This is a genomic window from Pseudomonas sp. TE3552 (assembly GCF_056278945.1).
In genome coordinates, this window is sequence record NZ_JBWBQJ010000001.1 from 632636 (window position 1) to 653231 (window position 20596).

Annotated in this window: 19 protein-coding genes and 1 pseudogene; 12 read left to right on the forward strand and 8 right to left on the reverse strand. The window is 59.1% G+C overall.

What is annotated here, in order from left to right; all coding sequences use genetic code 11:
• The 9 genes from ACZ9BB_RS02730 (at position 1) to ACZ9BB_RS02770 (ending at position 9194) form a co-directional block, all read left to right on the forward strand.
• Complete coding sequence (locus tag ACZ9BB_RS02730) at positions 1-1329, forward strand: P-loop NTPase family protein (RefSeq protein WP_476212427.1); 1329 nt, start codon at positions 1-3, stop codon at positions 1327-1329.
• Between the two features lie 15 nt (positions 1330-1344).
• Complete coding sequence (cpaB, locus tag ACZ9BB_RS02735) at positions 1345-2151, forward strand: Flp pilus assembly protein CpaB (protein WP_476212428.1); 807 nt, start codon at positions 1345-1347, stop codon at positions 2149-2151.
• 76 nt (positions 2152-2227) lie between these two features.
• A complete protein-coding gene (locus tag ACZ9BB_RS02740) occupies positions 2228-3559 on the forward strand; it encodes a TadE/TadG family type IV pilus assembly protein (protein ID WP_476212429.1) in 1332 nt (443 codons plus the stop codon).
• An 8-nt stretch (positions 3560-3567) separates the two neighbouring features.
• Complete coding sequence (locus ACZ9BB_RS02745) at positions 3568-4068, forward strand: TadE/TadG family type IV pilus assembly protein (RefSeq protein ID WP_476212430.1); 501 nt, start codon at positions 3568-3570, stop codon at positions 4066-4068.
• Positions 4068-4562 carry a TadE family protein gene (locus ACZ9BB_RS02750; RefSeq protein WP_476212431.1) on the forward strand — a complete coding sequence of 165 codons (495 nt, stop codon included), beginning with the start codon at positions 4068-4070 and terminating at the stop codon, positions 4560-4562. Before ACZ9BB_RS02745 ends, ACZ9BB_RS02750 begins: the two co-directional genes overlap by 1 nt.
• Positions 4556-5776: an AAA family ATPase gene (locus ACZ9BB_RS02755; RefSeq protein ID WP_476212432.1), complete on the forward strand. Its 1221-nt coding sequence runs from the start codon at positions 4556-4558 to the stop codon at positions 5774-5776. The genes ACZ9BB_RS02750 and ACZ9BB_RS02755 overlap by 7 nt, the downstream gene beginning before the upstream one ends.
• A 3-nt stretch (positions 5777-5779) precedes the next feature.
• Complete coding sequence (locus ACZ9BB_RS02760) at positions 5780-7219, forward strand: CpaF family protein (RefSeq protein ID WP_476212433.1); 1440 nt, start codon at positions 5780-5782, stop codon at positions 7217-7219.
• Positions 7216-8202 carry a type II secretion system F family protein gene (locus ACZ9BB_RS02765; RefSeq protein WP_476212434.1) on the forward strand — a complete coding sequence of 329 codons (987 nt, stop codon included), beginning with the start codon at positions 7216-7218 and terminating at the stop codon, positions 8200-8202. Before ACZ9BB_RS02760 ends, ACZ9BB_RS02765 begins: the two co-directional genes overlap by 4 nt.
• 29 nt (positions 8203-8231) lie before the next feature.
• Positions 8232-9194, forward strand: coding sequence for a type II secretion system F family protein (locus ACZ9BB_RS02770; protein WP_476212435.1), 963 nt, complete (start codon positions 8232-8234; stop codon positions 9192-9194).
• A 510-nt stretch (positions 9195-9704) separates the two neighbouring features.
• Here ACZ9BB_RS02770 and ACZ9BB_RS02775 read toward each other — a convergent pair.
• From ACZ9BB_RS02775 to ACZ9BB_RS02800, 6 genes and pseudogenes are all read right to left on the reverse strand, one after another.
• Positions 9705-9974 (reverse strand): DUF3613 domain-containing protein, encoded by a 270-nt coding sequence (locus ACZ9BB_RS02775; protein WP_476212436.1) that lies wholly within the window; start codon positions 9972-9974, stop codon positions 9705-9707.
• A gap of 18 nt (positions 9975-9992) precedes the next feature.
• Positions 9993-10707 (reverse strand): annotated as a pseudogene (locus ACZ9BB_RS02780) (tetratricopeptide repeat protein).
• 122 nt (positions 10708-10829) lie between these two features.
• Positions 10830-12059 carry a type II and III secretion system protein family protein gene (locus ACZ9BB_RS02785; protein ID WP_476212437.1) on the reverse strand — a complete coding sequence of 410 codons (1230 nt, stop codon included), beginning with the start codon at positions 12057-12059 and terminating at the stop codon, positions 10830-10832.
• Between the two features lie 572 nt (positions 12060-12631).
• A complete protein-coding gene (locus ACZ9BB_RS02790) occupies positions 12632-13270 on the reverse strand; it encodes a LysE family translocator (protein ID WP_476212438.1) in 639 nt (212 codons plus the stop codon).
• A gap of 1 nt (position 13271) precedes the next feature.
• A complete protein-coding gene (locus ACZ9BB_RS02795) occupies positions 13272-14042 on the reverse strand; it encodes a 2OG-Fe(II) oxygenase (RefSeq protein WP_476212439.1) in 771 nt (256 codons plus the stop codon).
• A gap of 93 nt (positions 14043-14135) precedes the next feature.
• Positions 14136-14762, reverse strand: a complete 627-nt coding sequence (locus ACZ9BB_RS02800) for an alanyl-tRNA editing protein (protein WP_476212441.1) — start codon at positions 14760-14762, stop codon at positions 14136-14138.
• Between the two features lie 90 nt (positions 14763-14852).
• Here ACZ9BB_RS02800 and ACZ9BB_RS02805 point away from each other — a divergent pair, with 90 nt between their 5' ends.
• Positions 14853-15851: a LysR family transcriptional regulator gene (locus ACZ9BB_RS02805; protein WP_476212442.1), complete on the forward strand. Its 999-nt coding sequence runs from the start codon at positions 14853-14855 to the stop codon at positions 15849-15851.
• Between the two features lie 112 nt (positions 15852-15963).
• Here the strand turns inward: ACZ9BB_RS02805 and ACZ9BB_RS02810 are convergent, their stop codons facing one another.
• The gene (locus ACZ9BB_RS02810; protein WP_007938686.1) at positions 15964-16371 is read right to left on the reverse strand and encodes a PA2817 family protein; all 408 of its coding nucleotides are present in this window, start codon (positions 16369-16371) and stop codon (positions 15964-15966) included.
• 95 nt (positions 16372-16466) lie between these two features.
• The gene (locus ACZ9BB_RS02815; RefSeq protein WP_476212443.1) at positions 16467-18914 is read right to left on the reverse strand and encodes an acyl-CoA dehydrogenase; all 2448 of its coding nucleotides are present in this window, start codon (positions 18912-18914) and stop codon (positions 16467-16469) included.
• Between the two features lie 248 nt (positions 18915-19162).
• Between ACZ9BB_RS02815 and ACZ9BB_RS02820 the strand changes: the two genes are divergently transcribed.
• A complete protein-coding gene (locus ACZ9BB_RS02820; RefSeq protein WP_476212444.1) occupies positions 19163-19822 on the forward strand; it encodes a transglutaminase-like domain-containing protein in 660 nt (219 codons plus the stop codon).
• A gap of 43 nt (positions 19823-19865) precedes the next feature.
• The gene (locus ACZ9BB_RS02825) at positions 19866-20489 is read left to right on the forward strand and encodes a glutathione S-transferase family protein (RefSeq protein ID WP_476212445.1); all 624 of its coding nucleotides are present in this window, start codon (positions 19866-19868) and stop codon (positions 20487-20489) included.
• Positions 20490-20596: the final 107 nt, after the last annotated feature.

Here is a 20596-nt window from a genome sequence, read left to right on the forward strand (position 1 = left end):
ATGCACGTCATTGTCGATAGTGATGCCTACCCCAGCGATCGGGAAGCGGTGCAACGACTGGCTCCTCAGCCGTGCACAATCCGCGAGACGGGTCTGACAGACAGTTTTCTCGGTGAGTTGGTATGCAAGCATTTGTACGACGCCGGCGTGCTGGACATGCCGCGGCTGGTGGAGCGACTGGCGCTGACCGGCGCCGTACTTGAAGAGGTCCTGGCGTTCCTGCGCAAGGATGGGCGTATCGAAGTGCTTGGCCAGATGGGCCAGACGGCTGGGCAGATGCTGCGTTATAGCCTGACCGAACGCGGTCGCAGTGCCGCACGCGATGCCCTGTCGCGCAGTGGCTACATAGGCGCGGCACCTTTCCCGGTGAGTACTTACCGTTCCCTGATCAAACTCCAGACCATTCACCATGGTCGCATCAGCTCGAGTGATATGCACAAAGCCCTTACCGGCGTGGTGCTCACGGAGGGGATGCTCGATCAACTGGGTGTGGCCCTGAACTCCGGGCGCGCGATCATGATTTATGGCCCCGCGGGTACCGGCAAGACCTATGTCAGCAGTCGGTTGATCCGTCTGTTCGCCGAGGCCATCTGGGTGCCGCATGCCATCGTGATCAACGAATCGGTGATCGAAATCTATGACCCGCAGGTGCATCAGCGACTGGATGAAAACGGTCATCAGAACAATTTGATGCTCAACGAAGGGATCGACCGTCGACTGCTGTGCTGCAAACGCCCGATCGTCATTACGGGCGGTGAGTTGAGCATGGAGCAGTTGGATGTTCGTTATGACCCCTTCACCCGTCAGTACCAGGCCGCCTTGCAGCTCAAGGCCAGCAATGGCCTGTTCATCATCGATGACATGGGGCGCCAGCGCATGGCACCCGCCGAGTTGTTGAACCGCTGGATCGTCCCGATGGAAGAGAAACGCGACTTCCTCAACCTGGGCGGTGGTCGGCATTGCGAGCTGCCGTTCGATCTGATTCTGGTGTTCTCCACCAACCTCAATCCCCTGGAGCTGGCCGATGAGGCCTTCCTGCGCCGGATTGGCTACAAGCTGCAGTTCGGTTACCTGAAGCCTGAGGAATACGAAAAGATCTGGCGTCAGGAAAGCGAGCGTCTGGGCATTCCTTTTGACCCGCTGCTGCTGCGTTATGTACTGCAAAGGCTTTATGCAAGTGAAGGCATGCCCCTGGTGCCTTGCCATCCCCGCGATCTCCTGAATATGGCCCTCGATCGTCAGCGTTACCAGGGCGGTTCCGGGAACCTGTCGCCGCAGGAGCTGGAATGGGCCTGGCACAACTACTTCGTCCAGCTCGACTTTTCTTGATACGGAGATACTGACATGAGCTCTCGTACTCTTCCCCTGATAGGCGTTTCCCTGGTCATGGGCCTTGGTGCTGCATGGATGGCCGACTCCTGGCTGAGCTCCCGGCTCAATGCCACCCCGGATGACCACCTTCGAAGCGTGGTGGTCGCCACGGTAGAAATTCCCTTCGGGCAGATGGTCGAAGCCCAACAGGTCACCACTGTGCGCATGCCCATGGACACGATCCCGGACGATGCTCTCGATTCCAGTGACAAGGCCGTGGGCAAGATCGCAACGTTCGACATCTTGCGTGGCGACGTCATGCGCGGCGCACGCCTGAGCGAGCACTTGGGCGGCAGTACCCTGGCCTCTCTGATTGCCACAGACAAACGTGCCATATCGGTCCGGGTGGACGATGTGGTCGGTGTGGGTGGATTCCTCCTGCCAGGTAACCGGGTCGATGTACTGGCGACCAAAACCACAAGTGCCGGCAGTAACAACGCCGTGTCCAGGACCATCCTCGAGAACTTGCGGGTGTTGGCGGTGGACCAGACGGCGGGTACCGACAAGACCCAACCGGTGGTGGTGCGTGCAGTGACGCTGGAGATGACGACCGCCGAGGCTGAAACCCTGGTCACGGCGCAAACGGAAGGGAAACTGCAACTGACGCTGCGCAACCCGCTGAACACCGAGAAAAAAATCGTGACCGCTGCGCCTGTTGCGCCGGCCCCCATGGTGGTGGCCGCCGCCCCGGTGCAAAAACGCGTGGTGCAACGTGGCGACGGTGGCGGGGCTCTCACCATCATTCGCGGGATCCAGACCAGTTTAGTGAAAGTTCGTTGACAGGGCGGTAGGGGGTGCTTGGGCACCAAGGTATTGGCGGAGCCGATCCGGATCAGTATCGGCAAACGAGGGCTTGATGATGAATCTTCGTATTCAGCGGCCGTTCACTGCGACGCCAAGGCGCCAGGAAGGATCGGTGAGCGTATTGATGGTAATCGCGTTGGCGGCGATGGCGATGATGGCGGCGTTGGCGCTGGATGGTGGACACATGTTGCTGAACAAAACGCGCCTGCAGAATGCGGTGGACGCCGCCGCCCTGAGTGGCGCCAAAACCCTGAGTCAGGTGGAAGGTGCTGCCAACATGGCCAGCGCGACGCGCACCGCCGCGCTCAACACGCTGACGCAAAATGCCAATGCCACGGGCAATACCGAATTGGCAACGGCGGTCGCCGGCAACCCAGGCGCATTTGCAGTGGTGGAACTTTCCAGCTTAGTCTATGGCCCGTTCTCCTATCCTGGGCCGGCAGATGCCAAGTACGTTCGGGTATCGGTACCGAGCTATAGCCTGAAGGGGTTTTTCTGGAACTTCGCCCAGACATTAGGCGCCGTAGGGAACAAAGCGGTGGCGGCGATCGCCACCGCTGGACCCAGCCCTGCCAGTCCTTGTGATCTCGCACCTTTGATGGTCTGTGGCGACCCGACCAAATACAACCCGGCCGCCGGCATGTTCTGGGGCTTCCAGTTTGGTGATTTGCAGGTACTGAAGACGGCTGCCGGCAATTCGTCCCCCATTGGTCCAGGCAACTTTCAGTTGCTGGACTTTGGCTCGGGCGGCAGTACGGTCAGAGATGACCTGGCCGGCGGTGGCACGGTTTGCCGCAACGTGGGGCAAAACGTCCAGACTGCCCCTGGTAACAAGGTCGGCCCTACCTCTCAAGGCCTGAATACGCGTTTCGGCATCTACAACGGCCCGGTCAGTGCCTCGGACTATCCGCCGGACCTGGTGACCACGTCGAGCACCCCCGCAATCACTGACGACGGCACAGGCCCGAAGTACCAGGGGCAAGCCGTCACATCAAGCAACGGCAATCTCACGGCGGGCACCAACACGATACTGGACTACAACGACTGGCGTGCGAGCACTACCGCGTGTGTGGCCGGGTCCGGCAGTGGCTGTCAGAGCGGTGGGGTGTTCGAGCGCCGGATGCTGAAAATCGTGGTGGGTGATTGCACCGGTAAACAGGGCGGTACCACCTCGGTCCCTGTTCTGGGTTTTGGTTGCTATTTCGTGGTACAGCCAATGAGTAACGGCGGCACGGAATCGCAGATCTTCGGACAGTTTGTGAAGGAGTGCGAAGGCGACAACGTGGCCGGCCCCTCACCGTCCACCGATTCCGGCCCGCAGATCATTCAGCTTTACAAAACCTATATCGGCAGCGGCACTGGCACTCCGAGCACAGACTCGTAGGAGGCGTCATGGGACTTCACTCGTTTAAACATCCGCAGCGCCAACAAGGCGTGGCAATGGTGGAGTTCACCCTCTTCCTGCCCTTGTTGCTCCTGTTGTTGCTGAGCCTCGGCGAGTTCGGCCGCATGCTCTATCAGTACAACGTTCTGCTGCAGGCCAGTCGTGATGCCGACCGTTTCGTCGCCAGCCAGGCATGGAACTCGACGCTCGGCGCTGCCGTTGTTCCGAGTGGCAGCACGCTGGAGACCCAGACGAAAAATGTGGCGGTCTATGGTGTACCTGCAAATACCGGGACTGCGGTGGTGTCAGGGTTGACGACCGGCATGGTGACAGTCTCCACGCTGGGCGCCGATCCCGCCCACCCCGACCATGTGCGAGTCACCATCACCTACAACTTCTGCCCGGTGATTGGCAGTGGCAATTGTGCCGGCTCGATTCCAGGGTTTTTTGGTAACCCGATTGCGCTGAGCATTCCGCTGGTCGCCACCACTGTCATGAGGGCACTGTGATGAATCGCAAACGCATGCGCGGCATCTATGTCGTGGAGTTCGCCATCATTGGCATGCTGGTATTCACGCTGCTGTTCGGCGTGCTGGAAATGGGCCGGCTGTACTTTACGGTCAATGCGCTGGATGAAGCCGCGCGGCGTGGTGCGCGCCTGGCAGCGGTGTGCAACATCAGCGATCCGGTGGTGTTGCGGCGAGCAATCTTCAATGCTGCGACCGACGCCGGTACGAGCCAACTGATCAAGAGTCTGGCCACCACCAACCTGACGCTGACCTATCTGGACGTCAACGGTGCTGTGGTGGCCAATCCCGGCGACCTGGTCAGCGTCACTGGTTTTCGTGCGATCCGTTATGTTCAGTTGAGTCTGCAGAACTTCGTTTTCAATCTGTTTATTCCCGGGTTCGGCGTGCCCATTACCTTGCCTGCATTCAGGGCAACGTTGCCACGCGAAAGCCTCGGGCGTCATTCCGATTCCGGGGAGATCACACCATGCTGAATACCAAGGACACCCCGCTTTCCAGTTCGACCGGCAAGGCCGGGCTGCGGTTGCTGATCAGCAGTCGTGATGCCACCGCTTTGCGCGATCTGCAGAGCGTATGCCAGCGCATGCCTTGCCTGGAGGTGAGCACTCGCCTGGTGAGCAATGGGCATGTTGACCCGCTTTACGGTCTGGACCGAATGCCCGATCTGTTGCTGTTGCGCGTCAGCCACCTGTGGCGCGAGGAGCTGGCGGCGCTGTTGCAGCGTCCGGCCCATGAGCGTCCGCCGATGTTGGTGTGCGGAATGCTGAGCGAACAGGAAGGCATGCGCCTGGCGATGCAGGCCGGCGCCCGTGACGTGCTGCCGGAACCAATAGCCGAGACAGAACTGGTTGCCGCCCTGAATCGTCTGGTCATGGAGGTTCGGATCGGCAGTGGGACAGAAGGGAAATTGATCGCCGTGATGAGCGCCAAGGGCGGCTCCGGCGGAACCTTGCTGGCCTGCAACCTGGCTCAACAGCTTAGCGTCAAGGGCGGCAGTACCCTGCTGCTGGACATGGACCTGCAATTTGGCAGTGTGACGCATTACCTGGATGTGGCGCAGTCGCACAGTCATCTTGAGGTGTTGCATCAGATCGATGGCATGGACAGCGTCGCGTTGCGCGGTTTTTGCAGCCATTTCAGCCCCACATTGCATGTGCTGGGTGGCCGGGCCGGTGAGCTGTGCCTGCCGCAGGATGCCCAACCCGAACAACTCGACACGCTGTTGCAGTTGGCCCGCGCCAGCTATGACTGGGTAGTGATCGACCTGCCACGGCAAATCGACCACCTCACCGGCTCTGTGCTGGAACAGGTGGATCGGGTGTACGTGGTGGTGCAGCAGAGCGTCAGCCATCTGCGCGATGCCAGTTCCCTGGTGCGGATTCTTCGCGATGACCTGGGCGTGCGCGGCGATCAATTGCAGATAGTGGTCAACCGCTTTGACAAGGCCGCAGCGATCAGCCTCAAGGATATCGGCGAGGCACTGCGCTGCACCAATCTGTCGAAATTACCCAACGACTTCAACCTGGTCAGCCAGAGTCAGAACACTGGCGTGCCGTTGGGGCTGCATGCGCCGAGGGCAGCGATTACTTCCGCTCTGCGCGATATGACCGAGGACCTGGTCGGTCAACAGGTGGCCGGGAACAAAGGCTTACTCAAACGCGCCTTCAACCGTTTTTTCGGGGGATGACCCATGATCAGCGACTTTCGTAACCGCTTGCGCAAACAATCCGGTAAACCCTCGTCGTCAGTTGTTCAGCCGGGCGACGACCTGCTGGATCCGGCCGAGGAAATAATGGCGTGGGAACGTGCAACGCCGGACGTTCTTTACGAAACCAGAAGCCAGGTCACCCCGGTGGAGGCCGAGTGGCGGGAAAAAATCTACCAGCAATTGCTCAAAGTCATGGACCTGTCCATGCTGGACGCCCTTGAACAGGCCGAGGCTACGCGGCAGATTCGTGATATCTGCCAACGCCTGCTCGATGAGCATTCGGCGCCGGTGAGTACCACCAGCCGCCAGTTGATCATCAAGCAAATCACCGACGAGGTGCTCGGCCTGGGGCCTCTGGAACCGTTGCTGGCCGATCACAGCGTGTCCGACATTTTGGTCAACGGCTATGCCTCGGTCTATGTCGAGCGCTTCGGCAAACTGCAACGGACCGATGTGCGCTTTCGCGATGATCAGCATTTGCTGAACATCATCGACCGCATCGTTTCGAGTTTGGGGCGGCGTATCGATGAGTCTTCGCCATTGGTGGACGCCCGGCTCAAGGATGGTTCGCGGGTTAACGCGATTATCCCGCCGCTGGCCATCGACGGCCCGAGCATGTCGATTCGCCGTTTTGCGGTGGACTTGCTCAATACCGACAGCCTGATTCAGGTGGGGACATTGACCCCGGCCATTGCCTTGCTGCTCAAGGCGATTGTCCGTGGGCGCATGAATGTGCTGATTTCCGGCGGTACCGGCAGCGGCAAAACCACCATGCTCAATGTGCTGTCCAGTTTCATCCCGCACAACGAGCGGATCGTCACCATCGAAGACTCGGCTGAGCTGCAATTGCAGCAGCCCCATGTGGTTCGCCTGGAAACCCGCCCTTGCAATATCGAGGGGCGAGGCGAGGTGAGCCAGCGGGAGTTAGTGCGCAACAGTTTGCGGATGCGCCCAGACCGCATTGTGATCGGCGAGGTGCGTGGCGCCGAGGCGCTGGACATGCTGACGGCGATGAACACCGGCCACGACGGCTCGTTGACCACGATCCACGCCAACACCGCGCGCGATGCGTTGGGGCGAGTCGAGAACATGGTGTCGATGAGCGGGGCGACCTTCCCGATCAAGGCCATGCGGCAGCAGATCGCGTCGGCCATCGATGTGGTGATCCAGCTGGAACGTCAGGAGGACGGCAAGCGCCGGCTGGTCAGCGTGCAAGAGATCAACGGCATGGAGGGCGAGATCATCACCATGACCGAAATTTTCTCCTTTGCGCGTCAAGGCATGGGCGAAAGCGGCGAGGTGCTCGGCGATTATCGTCCCAGCGGCATGATCCCGGCCTTCCGCGATGTGCTGGCCAAGCGCGGCATCGAGTTGCCGCTGACGATGTTCAGGCCTGAGTGGATGGAGGGACGGCAGTCATGAGCCAAATTCCTGGTGAATTCATTCTGATTTTCCTCGGCATGGTGTTTATCGCCGTGTTCCTCCTGTCCCAGGGCGTGGTAGTGCCGGTGTTCGGCGAGGCCGGCAAGATGCGCAAGCGCATCCGCGGCCGCTTGCACGTACTGGAGAAAGCCAACAATCTGCCCAACATGCAGACGGTATTACGACAGAAATACCTGACGCGTTTGTCGCCGCTGGAGGCCATGCTCGAGCAATTGCCCTTTATGGCGAACCTGACACAGGTAATCGAGCAGGCGGGTCATGAATATCGCGCTTATCGGGTGCTGTTGCTCGGGCTGTTTCTGGGCGCTTGCGCGGCCATCTCGATCTGGATGATCTCGACCGTCTGGTGGATGGCGATGTTGGCGGGCTTCGGGGTGTTCTGGGTACCCCTGCTGAAAATTTTTCGTGACCGTGGCAAACGTTTCGCTGAGTTTGAGGAAGGCCTGCCGGATGCACTGGATGCCATGTGCCGGGCCTTGCGCGCCGGGCACCCGTTCAACGAGACCCTGCGCCTGGTAGCCGAGGAGCACAAGGGGCCGGTCGCTCATGAGTTCGGTATGACCTTCGCCGATATCAACTACGGCAACGATGTACGTCGGGCCATGCTCGGCTTGCTGGAGAGAATGCCGAGCATGACGGTGATGATGCTAGTGACATCGATCCTTATTCACCGTGAGACGGGTGGCAATCTGACCGAGGTGCTGGAGCGTCTGAGTCGCCTGATCCGTGGGCGCTTTCGCTTCCAGCGCAAGGTCAAGACCCTGTCGGCCGAAGGGCGGATGTCGGCCTGGATACTGGTGGCCATTCCCTTCGTGCTGGCCATTGCGATCGTTATCACAAGCCCCACCTACCTGCCTGTGCTGCTCAATGATCCCATGGGACATAAGCTGATCATCGGGGCTTTTTGCGCCATGTTGATCGGAATTTTCTGGATACGCAAAATCATCCGGATTCAGGTTTAAGCGGTATTCGCTACCGGGAGGTACAGGTCATGGATTTTTTACTCGGGTTGTTCAGTCGGGTCACGGGGAACGAGGAGGTGGCGCGCCTGTTGTTCCTCAGTGCGGTCGGTTTGAGCACGGTTCTGGCGATCGTCGCCGTGATCTTGCTGATGCTGGGGCTTCAGGACCCGGTGCAGCGCCGTCTGGCGCTGATCAAGCGTGGCCATTTAGGCAACGCTGCCGGACAGGAAGCTCCAGGTAACCTGCAACTGTTGCTGGAGCGGGTCGGCCAGCGTTTTGCCTCGACCGAATCGGCTCAGGCGTCCGTCACCCAGACCCTGTTGACGCATGCGGGGTACCGTTCTTCTTCAGCGTTGCAGATGTATTGGGCGGTGCGCTTGCTGTTGCCACTGGTGTTGGTCGGCATTGCGTTGTTGCTATTGCCGATGATTCCGAAGATTTCGCTGAGCGTGGGGCTGCTATTGGTGGTCATGATGGCCGGTATCGGGTGGCTGCTGCCGGCACTGTATGTCGGCAAGCGCAAGCAGGCGCGTCAAGGTCGGCTGCGTGCTGCGTTTCCGGATGCGCTGGATCTGATGGTGGTGTGCGTGGAGTCGGGCCTGGCCCTGCCCACGACCATTGAACGGGTGGCTGAAGAGATGTCGGTCAGTCAGGTTGAGTTGGCTGAAGAGCTGGCTCTGGTGAATGCGCAAATCCGCGCGGGCATTTCCAGTACCGAGGCGCTCAAGCAACTGGCTGTGCGTACTGGTCTGGATGACGTGCAAGGGTTGGTCAGCCTGTTGGCGCAAAGTATCCGCTTCGGCACTAGCGTGGCCGACACCTTGCGCATCTATGCCGATGAATTCCGTGACCGGCGTACACAAGCCGCCGAAGAGATGGGGGCGAAAGTCGGTACCAAGCTGGTATTTCCGCTGATTTTCTGCCTGTGGCCAAGCTTCTTTCTGGTCGCCATCGGCCCTGCCCTGATCGGGGTATTGAGAGCATTCGGGTGAGGTAAACGGGCAGAGGCTGTCGAGCACGATGGCCTTGCCACCTGAGTCTGATCTGCACTTTCCTCTCATAGATTTGCACATCCCTGAGCGAGGCTTGCCCGCGAAGAGGCCGTCATATCCGCCATCTATGGTGGCAGACAGATCGCTTTCGCGGGCAAGCCTCGCTCCTTGGTAATGCTGCTCACTTAAGCAATTTCAGCCGCGACGCATTCTTTGTAGCAGCTGCCGAAGGCTGCGTTCGGCTGCGCAGCAGCCGTAAGTCCGGTTGCCGTGATGTACCTGACGCAGCGCAATGCCTGATTTTACGACTGCTTCGCAGCCGAACGCAGGCTTTGCCTGCTGCTACAGATCGCATTACGGCTTAAGTGAACAGCATTACGCTCCTACAGGGGGGATTCGGTAACTGAAAAGTGTGTAGATGCCAATGCTTTCCTGCAGACGTCATTAAGCCCGGCTTTACAGCCAGGCTACTCTGAACGACGTCAGAGGCGAATCACCCATTAACGTACCTCAGTTGCCGGGGGTCATTTTCCCCGCCGCATTCTGTTCAAAGAATTCCGGAATCGGGTGGGTGAAGCTGTTCAGCCAGCGCTGGAAGGCCAGGTCCCGCTCAGTGACCGATGCAGTTTGCCGAAAAGGGGAGGCAACCACACCACGAATCTGTAGCTGCATCCACTGTTCGGTGCCTTTTTGCGGCGCCGAGGAGGGACCCGGCTCAATAGCCCAGGCACTGGTGGACAGGCAAGCCATGCACACAATCAACAGCCTTTTGGTATTCATCTCGACTCCTCGTACGTTCTACTTGATCGCAGCACTGGGTGAGGCATCGGCTACCTCAGCCTTACGATTCCCCTCGGAAGCCACCGCTTTTTTGGCAGAGGCCTTGAGTTTTTCCGCGCGGTTTTGTGCCTCTGCGACTTGCTGGGGACTCAAACTGGCGCGGTTCGCGAGTTCGGCAGCCGCCTTCCAGTTATCCTGATAGATCAGCAGCGTCACCATATTGAGTGCCGCCAGTGAATCCGCCTGCTTGAGCTCCATGGCCGTCATGAACTCGAAGCGTGCTTCGGGGATCCGTCGCTGATTGAGGTAGACGACCCCCAGGTCATTGCGCATCTTGTCGTCGGTGGGGGCCATCTTCACCGCACGCTCAAGGTGAGTGGTGGCGCTGGCATTATCATTTTTTGGCCGCGGCCAACTGGCCCAGGCCATGTTCCCCTTCAGCGGCCAGACAGGTACCGAGCAGGCTTTGATACAACGGCTCCGCATCTTTACGCCCCATCAAGCGCAGCACCCGAGCCTTGCGCAGGCGAACCTGGACCAGGTCATCGGGCAAACCTTCCAGATTCGCCAGGCTGGCATACAAACGGCCCTCGTTGACCATATTGTCGGCCAGGTTCAGGGCCAGCTCTTGCTCCGAACCGGGCTTGGCACAGACAGCCGGTCGCGAAGACAGGCCATTGGTGGCACAACCTGCGAGCATCAATGTCGCCGTTAATGCAATGACTGCTTTCATCGAGTGTCCTCTGGCTACAACACGTTGAACGCCTGGCCAATGGCAATACAGCTGGCCCGGCAGGCGTTCAAGGTCACCGTTAAGAGTGAGGGCGAAAGCCCGGTTCAGAGTCTGGTTCCGGCTCATTGCGAAAGCCCGCTGCGACTGTCGAAATCGCCATTTTCAAGGAAGAACATGCGGTAGAAGTTCGGGTCGTAATTACGCAGCTGTTCGCCAGGCAATGACGGCAGTTGTGCATTGGCCGCCAGAGGCTGGACCAGATGCGGGGTGACGATCATCAGCAGTTCGCGCTCTTCACGGTTGATGGTGTTGTCGCGGAAGAACGCGCCCAGAATCGGGATATCGCCCAGCCCCGGAAACTTGTTCACCTGGGAATTGTTGCGAGTGCTGATCAGGCCGCTGATGACGAAGCTTTCGCCGTCGGCCAGGGAGATGCTGGTGTCGGTGCGGCGCACGGTCAGCGCCGGAACTATCGTGCCGGCGATGCTCACGGCGTTGGTGAAGTCCAGTTCACTGACTTCCGGTGCCACCTTCAGGGCGATACGGTTTTTCTCGATGATGGTTGGCGTCAGGGTCAGGCGGATACCAAACTCCTTGTACTCGATGGAGATGCTATCGCTGCCCGAACTGGGCACCGGAATCGGTACTTCACCACCGGCCAGGAAGCTCGCACTCTGCCCACTGAGCGCTACCAGGCTTGGCCGCGCCAGGGTATAGGCGAAACCGCTGCCTTCCAGCGCGTTGATCGCCACCAGGGTATTACCGGTCGCAAAATTGAGGTTGAACATGCCGTTGTCCACCGGCACCGACGGCGTGACGATGCCGCCGATGGTGGGCAAGGTTCTCGGCGAGCCGAACAGGAAGTTGCCGCGGGTGCCGAAAATAGACGCTGAAGCTTCCTTGAGTTTGGTCCGGCTGACTTCAACGAAGCGAATATCGGTCTGCACCTGGCTTGGCAGCAGCGGGTCTTCGGTAGGTCCCGTCGACACGCTGGTCAGCGCTGCGGTGGCCCGGCCCTTGACGAACACCATGCTTTGGCGCGGTTCTTTCGAACAGCCGGTCCAGACCATCAGGCTGGTGGCTCCCGGTGTCAGACCAGTGAGCAGGAAGGCGTTGGGGTTTTTGCCGCTGGGTTGCACATCGGCAATTTTCGGGTCACCCACGGCCAGTTGCGTCACCGGAACCGGTGTGCGCAGTTCACTCTGAAGCCCCTGACCGACCTCGAACGTTGTCGGCATACTGTCCATCTGCGAACAATTGGCCGCCGCGGCCTGAGCCGCGTCCACGCTGAGGCCCATCCAGAACAGGCCATGGATAATTCGCTTGAAAGCGGGCACGGTACGATAGCTCATTAAGTGCATCCTCGCTGAATAGGCCATCTACAAGGCAAACCAAGTTGCCTCGGATCACTACAGGGGGCCTGAGTCGACCCTCAACCTCGCCAGAGCACTTACCACTAATGACTAATGCCCCCGGCAATATTCCTTGGTGCTACACGCAAGCAGGTGCAATACGCTGATCCAAATGAGCAGCGAGCGACCTTCTAAAACGGCTTTTAGTGATCCAGATACCTGGGCTGCCGACCCGAGCGATAGGCTCAGGCTCGACAACCATCGCGGTTATAGGCGGCACTGCCCGCCAACCTGACTCCCCTAAAAAGCAACCGGCAATCACAGCTCTGCGCCGGTAAACGCCTGTCAGGATCATAGTGAGGTAACTCCTTTTGCCAATTCGCTATCTGATCTCTGAACCTAACGTCAAAATTCAAACCGTTATGACTTCTTCTTGTTTGAAGGTAGTTCAAACAAAGCAAAGCGCCACGATTTAAAACAAAACTTTCAGGGCAGAGTGCGGAGATAGCCATGTTGCTGGCGTTGGAGCCGCAAAAAAATGCGGTTCGACGAGGCAACTAAGGCAGCAGGGCTTACATGGACAGAATCAGGCGTCCGGCGAACAGAATGAGGATCACACCCATGGTTCGTTCGAACCAGTGCCCCATGCGCATGAACAGCAGTCGCACCCCGCTGCTGGAAAAGAACAAGGCCACGATCACGAACCACAAGGCGTTCACGAAACACATCCACAGCCCGTACAGCGCCTGAATCTGCAGCGGTGTCGAGGCGCTGATGATGGTGGTGAAGATCGCCAGAAAGAACAGGGTGGCCTTGGGGTTGGTGGCGTTGGTCAAAAAACCTGTGCTGAACGCCTTGAACAAAGTCTGCCGTTCAACTGGCGCGTCTGCATCCTTGTCGCCCTCAATCGCCGATTTGGGTTTGCTGCGCAACAGGCTCACACCGAGGTACAAGATGTAGGCTCCGCCGACGACCTTGGCCACCGTCAACAACCACGGCGTGGCGTGCATCAGCGCGCCGACGCCGAGCAAGGTGTACAGCACATGCACGGAAATGCCCGCCCCGATGCCCAGCGCCGTGCAAATACCCACTAACCGGCCGAAACGCACACTTTGGCGGATGGTCACGGCGAAGTCCGGTCCGGGGGCGACCACCGCCAGGAAGTGAATCGTTGCCAGCGCCAGAAACTCGCCCAGGTAGTTCGAAAACATTTCAACTCCAGAAAGTAAGGGGGGAAGCATTGCCGCGATAGCCGACGAAGAAGGAAAGGCTCAATCGTGGATCGTCTACACCCGGTGTCACCGAGTGCATGCGGCGTGAATTGAACATGATGAAATCCCCCGGTTCCGGACGAATCTCCAGGGTCGCAGGGCCGAGCAAGGCCGGGTCGATGCCGTAACTGTCGCCACGCATCTCGTCGAACTGGTCCGGGGAAATGTCGTGGTCCCACATCTGTAACGCACCGCCCTCGGTCGGCATGTTCAGGTAGACGTTGCAGGCGAACTGCGCCTCCAGGCTTCTGGCCTGGAAACTGTCCGGGGCATCCTTGGCGAAAATGTCGTGATGGGCGAGGAAGCACACCCCGGGTTTGACGACCCGGGACAGCCCCACATACATCTTGCGACCATAGAGATTCTCCAGATGCGCCCCCGCTGGCCACGACTCGTCGAGCATGCAGCGCAATGTGTCGACTGGAGAGGAGTAGGGCGCACAACGGCTGCGCAATTCGGCGATGTTGCTGGTGGCGCGCTCGAAATAATCCTCGATCAGCAACGGCTGGTTTTCCGCTTCGTAAAACGCCATGCCAATGCGACCGATGCTCGGCGCGTTGATGTAGCCTTCGAATCCCGGGGCGAGAATCTTGTCGCCGATCTGAATCGCCAGCGGCCGAGGCAACAAGCCTTTGACGCGGATGGCGAGGACTTCTTCGTTGGCCAGTTTTTGTATGCACGTCTCATCGAGACGCTCGACGTCAAGCATCATGTCTTAGGTCCATCTATCAGATAGTCAACAGAGCCCACGAACGCAGGCTCCTCCGGCGTCAGGCGATGACGGGGGCCGACATCGCCCAAATACTCAATCCACGGCGTAGTGGACTGACAGCGTTCCCTTTTTCTGTGAAAGGGAAGCGATCGTGACCGTGCCTAAATCCTTCAGGCTCCGTACATGGGTACCGCCGCAGCCATAGGCGGGCAGTTCACCGAAACCGATTTCCCGGGCGCCTTCGCGCAGCGACGTCAGGCGCGGCAGGTCATGGGCGATCCATTGCTCGATGCCGTGCTGAATCGTCTGGGCATCGACCTCCTGCGCACTCTCGCCTGGCTTGAACTGGACACGTCCTTCATCCGGCCAGTGATGAGCCTTGGTCGGCATCCAGCCCAGCGCCTGGACGAAATGACCAATCAGGTGACCCGCCGAATGCATGCGCGTATTGAACCGCCGACGTTGCTCATCGACCCGAATCTGGGTCATGCCGAGTTTTACCGGGTGGTCGACGAAATGAATGATCCGGTCCGGATCCTGAACCACGCGCAGCACTTGGCTTTCACCGATCCAGCCGGTATCCCAGGGTTGTCCTCCGCCTTGGGGGTGAAACAGCGTGGCGCGCAGCACTACGGCGAACTCGTTCTCGTGGGGCGTGCAATCCAGGACTTCCACACTAGCCTTGAGGTCATCACTATGGAAAAAGAGGCGAAGCGTCATATTCCATACCCTTATTAAAGTTTCTATTTTTATTATATGAACCGTGGAATTACGTGATAATCCGTTCAACCATCAAAGGACTGTTGCGCTGTGAGCATAAATCTCCCCCTGCCGTTGCTCGGTGAAATGGCGATTTTCGTCAAGGTTGTCGAAACCGGCAGCTTCTCCGAAGCGGCGCGTCAGTTGGGTTCTTCACCCTCGGCGGTGAGTCGCAGCATTTCGCGGCTGGAGAAGGCGCTCGCCACGCGTTTACTGCAACGAACCACGCGCAAGCTACGCCTGAGCGACGGTGGCGAAGAGGTGTTCAAGCGCTGCCAGGAGATGGTCAGCGCGGCGAAATCGGTGATGGAAATCAGCGGTCAGTTCACCCATGAAGCGCAAGGGCTGGTGCGCGTCAGCGTGCCCAAGGCCGTCGGGCGATTCGTGATTCATCCGCATATGCCGGAGTTTCTGCGGCGTTATCCCAAAGTGGATGTGGAGTTGTTGCTCGAGGACCGCCAGGTGGATTTGATCGACGACAATGTCGACCTGGCGATTCGTATTACCGACCGCCCGCCGGCGGGGCTGGTGGGTCGGCAGTTGCTGACCATTGACCATTTGCTCTGTGCAACGCCGCAATACCTGGCCGAACACGGCACGCCGACTCATCCCCACGACTTGCTCAACCACAGCTGCATCTATCTGGGCGAAACCCCGAGCGATGCGCGCTGGAAATTCAAGAAAGGCAGCAAAGCCGTGACCGTTGGCGTGCGCGGACGTTATGCCGCCAATCACACAGGCGTGCGACTGGGCGCGGTATTGCAACACATCGGGATCGGCAGCCTGCCGTACTTCACCGCCCGTTATGCACTGGAACAAGGGCTGATCGTGCAGGTATTGCCGGACTGGACCTTCCTGGCCTCCTATCACGGCGGCGCCTGGCTGCTGCATTCGCCAACACGCTATCTGCCGCCCAAGCTACGGGTGTTTATCGACTATCTGGTGGAATGCCTGGAGAAGGAGCCGACCTTGAGCAAGCCGGGCAAGCCTGGTGTGTTGGGCAAGGTTGCGGCGCAGTATGAGCTACCCGAGAGTGATGGGTTGTTTTGACGGGCCTCTTCGCGGGCAAGCCTCGCCCCTACAGGTGTTGCGCTTCGGCAATTGCCACAAAAAAGGCCCGCATGAATAACCATGCGGGCCTTTTGCAATGCTGATCGTGGGATCAGTGCTTGCTGTCCTGGTTCGACATCGCCAGCAGCTGTTTTTCCTGATTCCAGTCGAACGGTTCGTCGTTCTGTTCGGCTTCGAAGCGACGTTCTTCCAAGGCCTGGTACAGGTCGATTTCATCGTCGGGCATGTAATGCAGGCAGTCGCCGGCGAAGTACCACAGCAGGTCACGCGGAACCAGGTGGGCGATTTGCGGATAGCGCGTAATTATCTGGCACAGAATGTCCTGGCCCAGGTATTGGCTTTCGATCGGATCGACCGGCAGCAACGCACGCAGTTCGTCGAAGCGCTCCAGGAACAAGGCATGGCTTTCTTCGGGAACCTGTTCGGCCTCACCTACGGCGACCAGGATGCTGCGCAGGTGGTCGAGCAAGACGAGATGATCGGCAACGACATTGGACACGAGATAAGTCCTCAAGAGCAAAACGGGCGCGGAAGTATAAAGCTCCTGCGCCCGTTTTTACATGGCACGTGATACCGGGCACATGAGCGACCGGATCAGCGGACCTTTCCTTTGGCCAGCACCAACGCCTTTTGGTCGAAATCATCGACATCAATCACCTTGCGTCGCGCCACTTCTGCCTCGCGCAAGGTCTGGGCTTCAGCCGGTTGCAAGACGCCGGCCTCCAGTGCGGCATCGATGGCAGATTCACCAATAGTGGGTTTGACCTGGCGGCTTCTCAATGCCGTATTGAGTTTTTTCTGTAGCGGTTTGGCGGCGTTCAGCAAGTCACAGGCATGCTGCAGGGCGCCGACCGGATCCTCTGTCGATTGCGGGCGATAGCAGCCCGCCAGTAACTCCTCCAGGGTCGGATCGCCCTTGGCGCGGCTCAGGACAGCTGCGACTTCGGCGCCCAGTCTGTCCGACGGGCCTCTGTGCCTGCGACCGAATGGGAACACCATCACCCGCAGCAGGCATCCGAGCACCTTGTTCGGGAAGTTGGTCAGCAGTTCGTCCAGCGCACGTTCGGACTGGCCGAGACTCTCCTCCATGGCCCAGGCGAATAGCGGACGCATATGCTCCGGCGAATCGAGATCGTGATAACGCTTGAGCGACGCGGAGGCCAGGTACAGGTAACTGAGTACGTCGCCCAGACGTGCGGACAAGCGTTCGCGGCGTTTCAGTTCGCCGCCAAGCAGCATCATGCAAAGGTCTGCAAGCAGGGCAAAGGCTGCGGCCTGACGGTTGAGGGCGCGAAGGTAACCTTGGCTGAGCCTGTCTCCGGGCACGTGTTCGAAATGCCCAAGGCCAAGGTTCAGCACCAGGGTGCTGGCGGCGTTGCTCACGGCAAAGCCAATGTGGTCGAGCAACAGTGCGTCGAACTCGATCAGGGCCTGTTGTTTGTCTTCGCGGTGGGCGAGGGCCATTTCCTTGAGTACGAACGGATGACAGCGAATAGCGCCCTGGCCGAAGATCATCAAGTTGCGGGTGAGGATGTTCGCACCTTCGACCGTGACGGAAATGGGCGCACCTTGCCAGCTACGCGCCAGGTAATTGTTCGGCCCCATGATGATGGCCTTGCCGCCATGAATATCCATGGCATGGCTGATGCACTCGCGGCCGCGTTCGGAGAGGTGGTATTTGATAATGGCCGAAGGCACCGACGGCTTTTCGCCGAGGTCTACCGCGTTGGCGGTGAGCATCCGCGCGCTGTCCATCAGCCAGGTACTGCCGCCGATCCGCGCCAGTGCTTCCTGAATCCCTTCGAAGGCTGATAGCGGTGCATTGAATTGTTCGCGAACCTGCGCATATTGGCCCGCTACCAGGCTGCTGAACTTGCCTGCACCGGTACCGATGGCAGGCAGCGAAATGGAACGCCCCACCGACAGGCAGTTCATCAGCATCATCCAGCCTTCGCCGAGCATCTGCTGACCGCCGATGATGAACTCCAGCGGTACGAACACATCCTTGCCAGAGTTCGGGCCGTTCATGAAGGCGGCGCCCAGCGGCAGGTGACGGCGGCCGATTTCTACGCCGGGAGTCTGGGTTGGAATCAATGCGAGGCTGATCCCCAGGTCGACTTTGTCGCCCAACAGATGGTCCGGGTCATAAGCCTTGAAGGCCAGGCCGATCAAGGTCGCGACCGGGCCGAGGGTGATGTAGCGTTTTTCCCAGTTCAGACGCAGGCCGAGGACTTCCTCGCCTTCCCATTGGCCTTTGCAGATCACCCCGGTGTCGGTCATCCCGCCGACGTTGGAGCCCGCCATCGGGCCCGTCAGGGCAAAGCAGGGGATATCGTCGCCGCGAGCCAGCCGTGGCAGGTAATGATTGCGTTGTTCGTCGGTGCCGTAATGCAGCAGCAGTTCCGCCGGGCCGAGGGAGTTGGGCACCATGACGGTGGAGGCCAGGTCGCCGCTGCGGGTCGCCAGTTTCATCGCGATCTGGGAGTGGGCATACGCCGAGAAGCCTTTGCCACCGTATTCCTTGGGAATGATCAGGGCAAAAAAGCCATGCTGTTTAATGTGATCCCAGGCCTGGGGCGGCAGATCCATCAACTGGCCGATCTGCCATTCACTGACCATGGCGCAGAGCTCTTCGGCAGGACCGTCGATAAAGGCTTGTTCTTCTTCGCTCAGTTGCGCTTTTGGATAAGCCAGCAGTTTGTTCCAGTCCGGGCGCCCGCTGAACAGCTCGCCGTCCCACCAGACCGTGCCGGCTTCAATGGCTTCGCGTTCGGTTTGCGACATGGGTGGCAGGTTTTTTTGAAACCAGCGGAACAGCGACGCAGTGAAGAGTTTTCGGCGCAGGTCCGGCAGCAGCAGGAACGCGCCCACGACTGCGAGCATCACCCAGAAAATCAGCATGAGCCAGACGCGGGCATGGCTGAAGATGCCCATCGCCAGTAGATAGACAGCGATGATGCCCAAGGCGGGCAGCGGCGCAGTGCGGCGATGTGCCAGGTAGGCAATCCCGACCACCAGAACCAGTATCCACAACAGCAGCATATTCAATTCTCCATGAAGCAAGAGGCAAAACCACCTCACAGAGCTTAGACGGCATCCATAAAAGTGGGTGGTCAGAGCATGAGTCTGAGCGCGTAGGAAGCAACAACTGAAATTTGTCAGTCATTTCGAGGGCGGTCGGTACAACGCTTTCCTCAACAGACGGCAAGCGCTGATATTTGGCCGAAACGTCGTTATCGCTGTGCTGAAGGTGTCGCTAGACTCGTGGCTTCCCTCTGGAGATTGTTGCCATGCACGCGTATCTGAGCCCCGGCCGCTTCATCGACAGTGATCATCCCTCGGTGGTGGCGTTCGCCGAACAACATCGTGGCGCCCGGCGCGATCCGCTTGAGCAGGCGATCAATCTCTATTACGCGGTGCGCGAGGCCGTGCGCTACAACCCCTACACCTTCAGCCGTGATCCACAGACCTTGCGCGGCAGCTACGCGCTGGAGGCCGGGGAGAGTTATTGCGTGCCCAAAGCCACGCTGCTGGCAGGTTGCGCCCGGCATTGCGGGATCCCGACGCGTATCGGTCTGGCGGATGTGCGCAATCACCTGTCGACGCCGCGTCTGCTTGAATTGCTCAAGAGCGATGTGTTCGCCATGCACGGCTATACCGAGTTGTATCTGAACGGGCGTTGGGTCAAAGCCACGCCGGCCTTCAACCAACAACTCTGTGAACTGTTCAATGTTGCGCCGCTGGAGTTCGACGGGATCAACGACAGCGTGTTCCACCCCTTCAACCGTGACGGCGAGCAGTTGATGGAGTACCTGGTCGATCACGGCCAGTTCACCGATGTGCCTGAAATGTTCTTTTTCGAACATCTGGAAAAGTGCTATCCGCATCTGTTTGGCGAGCAACAGCCGGTGTTGCTGGGTGATATGCAGAGCGATTTGAGTCGCGCCTGATCCGGCGTATGCTGCCTGCGCATTCATCCAAAAAGGGGCGGTCATGCTGAAGATCTGGGGTCGGAAAAATTCGTCGAATGTCAGGAAGCCGTTGTGGGCTGCCGAAGAACTGGGCCTGGCTTATGAAGCCATCGATGCCGGCGGTGCCTTTGGCGTGGTCGACACGCCTGAGTACCGTGCGATGAATCCCAACGGCCGCGTGCCGGTGATCGAAGACGACGGTTTCGTGCTGTGGGAATCCAACACCATCGTCCGTTACCTGATGGCCCGTCATGCCAACGGTACCGCCTGGTATCCGACAGACCTGCAGGCCCGTGCCTCGGCCGAAAAGTGGATGGACTGGACCACCTCAAGTTTTGCTACCCCGTTCCGCACGGTGTTCTGGGGGGTATTGCGCACCCCGCAAGATAAGCAGGATTGGCCGGCAATCAATTCCGCGATCAAGGAGTGCGATGACTTGCTGTCGATGGTCGATCAGACGCTCGCGACCCAACCATACCTGTCGGGCAATGAGATCGGCATGGGCGACATCCCACTGGGCAGTTTCATTTATGCCTGGTTCGAGATGCCGATCGAGCGTGCGCCGCAGCCTCATCTGCAGGCTTGGTACGCGCGATTGAAACAACGTCCGGCCTATAAGAAGGCGGTCATGACCGCGTTGACTTAATACTCACTATCGACACACTTGACTGTACTTGTGTGGCGGCGACAAGCACCATTGCGCTCGTGCGCCGCGGTTGCATTGCTCGCCGCCCGCCCTTATTTATTCCTTTC